4 protein-coding genes are annotated in these 3820 nt (G+C 72.9%); 3 read left to right on the forward strand and 1 reads right to left on the reverse strand.

Annotation, left to right across the window (positions count from 1 at the left end):
• Positions 1-1029 (forward strand): acyl-CoA dehydrogenase family protein (locus F3J10_RS34695; protein ID WP_167243966.1); only part of this gene is annotated, 1029 nt, incomplete at its 5' end.
• Between the two features lie 125 nt (positions 1030-1154).
• Here the strand turns inward: F3J10_RS34695 and F3J10_RS34700 are convergent.
• Positions 1155-2069: a LysR family transcriptional regulator gene (locus F3J10_RS34700; RefSeq protein WP_167243967.1), complete on the reverse strand. Its 915-nt coding sequence runs from the start codon at positions 2067-2069 to the stop codon at positions 1155-1157.
• A 62-nt stretch (positions 2070-2131) separates the two neighbouring features.
• Between F3J10_RS34700 and F3J10_RS34705 the strand changes: the two genes are divergently transcribed.
• Together F3J10_RS34705 and F3J10_RS34710 are read left to right on the forward strand one after the other, a co-directional pair.
• Positions 2132-2746, forward strand: coding sequence for a cysteine dioxygenase (locus F3J10_RS34705; protein WP_025097533.1), 615 nt, complete (start codon positions 2132-2134; stop codon positions 2744-2746).
• Between the two features lie 54 nt (positions 2747-2800).
• Positions 2801-3820 (forward strand): rhodanese-like domain-containing protein (locus F3J10_RS34710; protein WP_275691723.1); only part of this gene is annotated, 1020 nt, incomplete at its 3' end.

Here is a 3820-nt window from a genome sequence, read left to right on the forward strand (position 1 = left end):
TGCGCGCGCCGCATCGTGGCTGGCATCGCGCGCGCCGACGCGGCCACCGCCCTGGTGCTGACCATGACCTATCTGCAGCACCGCGCGCTGGTGCGCGAGGACAGCCGCTGGCCCGAGGCGCTGCGGCGGCGGGTTTATGCCAGCGCGGTGGAGCAGGGCGCGCTGATCAACGCGCTGCGCGTCGAACCCGAATTGGGCTCGCCCTCGCGCGGCGGCTTGCCGGCCACCGTCGCGCGCCGCGACGGCGACGGCTGGCGCCTGTCGGGGCACAAGATCTACAGCACCGGCGTTCCGGCGCTGCGCTGGCTGGCGGTGTGGGCGCGCACCGACGAAGCCGAGCCGCGCGTGGGCGTGTTCCTGGTGCCGCGCGAGGCGCAGCGGCGCGAAGGCGGGGAGGCGATTCGCGTGATCGAGAGCTGGAACCACCTGGGGTTGCGCGCCTCGGGCAGCCACGAGGTGGTGTTCGACGAGGCCTGGATTCCCTTCGAGCATGCCGCCGACCTGCGCGCGCCGGCCGACTGGCTGCCCTCGGGCGCGGCCCAGGCCGATAGCGGCGCGCAGGCCGACCAGCAGGCCTGGATGATCGCGCTGCTCGGCGGCCTCTACGATGCGGTGGCGCGTGCCGCGCGCGACTGGCTGCTGGGTTTCGTCAACACGCGCGCGCCGGCCAGCCTGGGCGCGCCGCTGGCGACGCTGCCGCGCGTGCAGGAGACGCTAGGCGAGATCGAGGCGCTGCTGCTGGCCAATCGCGTGCTGCTCGACGAGCTGACCGAGCGCGCCGACGCGGGCGCGCCGCCCGACGTGGTGAGCGCCGGCCTGGTCAAGTACACGGTGACGAACCATGCGATCCGCGTCACCGAGCTGGCGCTGCAGTTGTCGGGCAATCACGGGCTGAGCCGTCGTCATCCGCTGGAGCGCCATCATCGCGACGTGCTGTGCAGCCGGATCCATACCCCGCAGAACGACGCGATCCTGGTCGCGGCGGGGCGCGCGGCGGCCGCGGAGATCGCGTCGCGCGACGCGGCTTGAGGGTCGCTGGCGAGGGAATCGGATGCGGCGCTGAAGCGGGGGAAGCAGCGAGGACGAACGACGTGAGCCGCGTCGCGAGCCACGCAACGAGGCGGCCGGCCCGAAGTCGCGTCGCCCGCAGTCGCTCAGGCGGCCAGGTCGGCCGCGCCGAGCGCCTCGAACTGCTCGCGCGCCGCCTCGCCCACCGCGCGCGCCGGTGCGGCGAGCCGCTCGACGCCGTCGCGCTGCGCCAGCCACAGATCGATCGGCGGCCGGAAGTCGCTGACGTTGACGATCTCCAGCGCCGCGCGCAGCGGGCTCGCCTCGACCAGCGGCAGCGGTACCAGGCCGAGCCCGAAGCCGTTCGCCACGCTTTGCAGCTGCACGTCGCGGCCGAAGGCGTCGAGCGTGACCGCGAGCGGCAGCCGCTGCGCGTCGAGCGCGCGCTTCAGGCTGGCGCGAAAGCCGCAGCCGTCGGGATTGAGCACCCAGCCGCGCGCGTGCAGCTCGGCGAGCCGGTAGCTGCGCTTCGGGCAGGCGCCGCGCGCGGCCACCACGGCCAGGCGCGTGGCGGCCAGGCGCTCGCCCGTCACGTGCGACGGCAAGGCGGTGTCGCGCGCCACGAACACCAGCGCGGCGTCGAGCTCGCCCAGCGAGAGCTTGTCGAGCAGCGCGCCGGCCCAGCCGGCCTCGACGCGCGGCGCCACCGAGGGCCAGCGCTCGCGCAGCATCGCGATCAATTCAGGCAGCATCAGCTCGCCGATGCCGTGCGTGATGCCGAGCCGGAACGCGCCGGCCGGCGGCTGGGTGGCGCGCACCATCTCGCGCAGCGCCTCCACCTCGCGCAGCACCGCGCGGCATTGGTCGTGCACGCGGCGGCCGAGGTCGGTGGGGCGCGGCGGCTTGGTGTTGCGGTCGAGCAGCTCGACGCCGAGCGCTTCCTCGAGGTTCTGCACGCGCCGCGTGATGGCCGGCTGCGTGATGCCGAGCTCGTGCGCGGCCTGGCTCAGGGACTGGCAGCGGATCACGGCCGCGAATGCATCGATATCGCCGATTTTCATGTTACTTTTGCATGCAATCCGATCAGGGTTATAAGCCAGAATCATATTCCAAGAGGTCCCCGATGAGTTCGTTTTCCTTGCATCAGTCGCTCGCGGAAGACGCGCAGCGTGCCGCGCCCCCGCTGGCCGAGTTCGTCGCCGCGTTCTCGCGGCTGATCGACACGCGGCCCGACGAGGCGCGCGTGGTCCGTGACGGCGGCGCGCTGCTGGCCGACCTGGTGGCCCGCGACGACTGGCTGCCCGACAACTTCGCCCAACCCGACCCGGAGCGCTACCAGCAGTTCCTGCTGCATCGCGACCCCGCGGCGCGCTTCTCGGTGGTCAGCTTCGTGTGGGGCCCGGGGCAGACCACGCCGATCCACGATCACACCGTCTGGGGCTTGATCGGCATGCTGCGCGGCGCGGAGGATTCGCAGCCCTATGCGCTGGCCGCCGATGGCCGGCCGCTGCCCGAGGGCGAGCCGGTGCGGCTCGCGCCGGGGCAGGTCGAGGCGGTCTCGCCCGCGCTCGGCGACATCCATCGCGTCAGCAACGTCTACGCGGATCGCGTCTCGATCAGCATCCACGTGTATGGTGCCGACATCGGCGCGGTCGAGCGCTCGGTCTATCGCGAGGACGGCACGCGCAAGCTGTTCATTTCCGGCTACACGCTGCCGGCGCAGGCCGTGAGCCACTGAGCCGGGCGTCATCCGGATTCCGATTCCATCGTTCCTTTCCCTTTCTTCTTGTCGATGAACACCGTGCCTGCTTCTTCCGTCGATTCCTCCGCCGTTCCCGTCGAGTTTCCCCGCCTGTCCGTCGCCGAGGTGCGCGCCGCGCTGCTCGCGCGCGAGGAGATCGCCCTGGTCGACCTGCGCGAGGAGGACCCTTACGCGCACGGCCATCCGCTGTGGGCCGCCAACCTCTCGCTGTCCAAGCTCGAGCTCGAGGCCTGGACGCGCATCCCGCGCCGCGACACCACGATCGTGCTGTACGGCGAGGCGCTGGGCGAGGATCTCGCGCCGCGCGGCGCGCGCGTGCTGGCCGCGCTCGGCTACACGCGCGTGCATCTGCTCGACGGCGGCCTGGACGCCTGGCGCGCGGCCGGCGGCGAGCTGTTCATCGACGTCAACGTGCCGAGCAAGTCCTTCGGCGAGTATGTCGAGGCCGAGCGCCACACGCCCTCGCTGTCGGCGCCCGAAGTGCAGGCGCTGATCGACGCGCGCGCCGACGTGGTGATCGTCGACGCGCGCCGCTTCGACGAATACCAGACCATGAGCATCCCGACCGCGACCAGCGTGCCCGGCGCCGAGCTGGTGCTGCGCGTGCGCGAGCTCGCGCCCGATCCGGCCACGCGCGTGATCGTCAATTGCGCGGGGCGCACGCGCAGCATCATCGGCACCCAGTCGCTGGTCAACGCGGGGCTGCCGAACCCGGTGGCGGCGCTGCGCAACGGCACCATCGGCTGGCTGCTGGCCGGGCAGACGCTCGACCATGGCGCGGCGAAACGCTTCCCCGATGCCATCTCGGACGCGCATCGCGAGGCTGCCCGCCGCAGCGCCCGCGAGGTGGCCGCGAAGGCCGGCGTGCCGCGCATCGCGGCGGCCGAGGTGGCGGCCCTGGCCGAGGGCGGGCGCCGCACCGTCTACCGGCTCGACGTGCGCACGCCCGAGGAATACGCGGCGGGCCACCTGCCCGGTTTCGCCAGCGCGCCGGGCGGCCAGTTGGTGCAGGAGACCGACCATCACGCGCCGGTGCGCGGCGCGCGCATC

This window comes from Burkholderia sp. Cy-637 (assembly GCF_011753175.1).
Lineage (GTDB): Bacteria > Pseudomonadota > Gammaproteobacteria > Burkholderiales > Burkholderiaceae > Burkholderia > Burkholderia gladioli.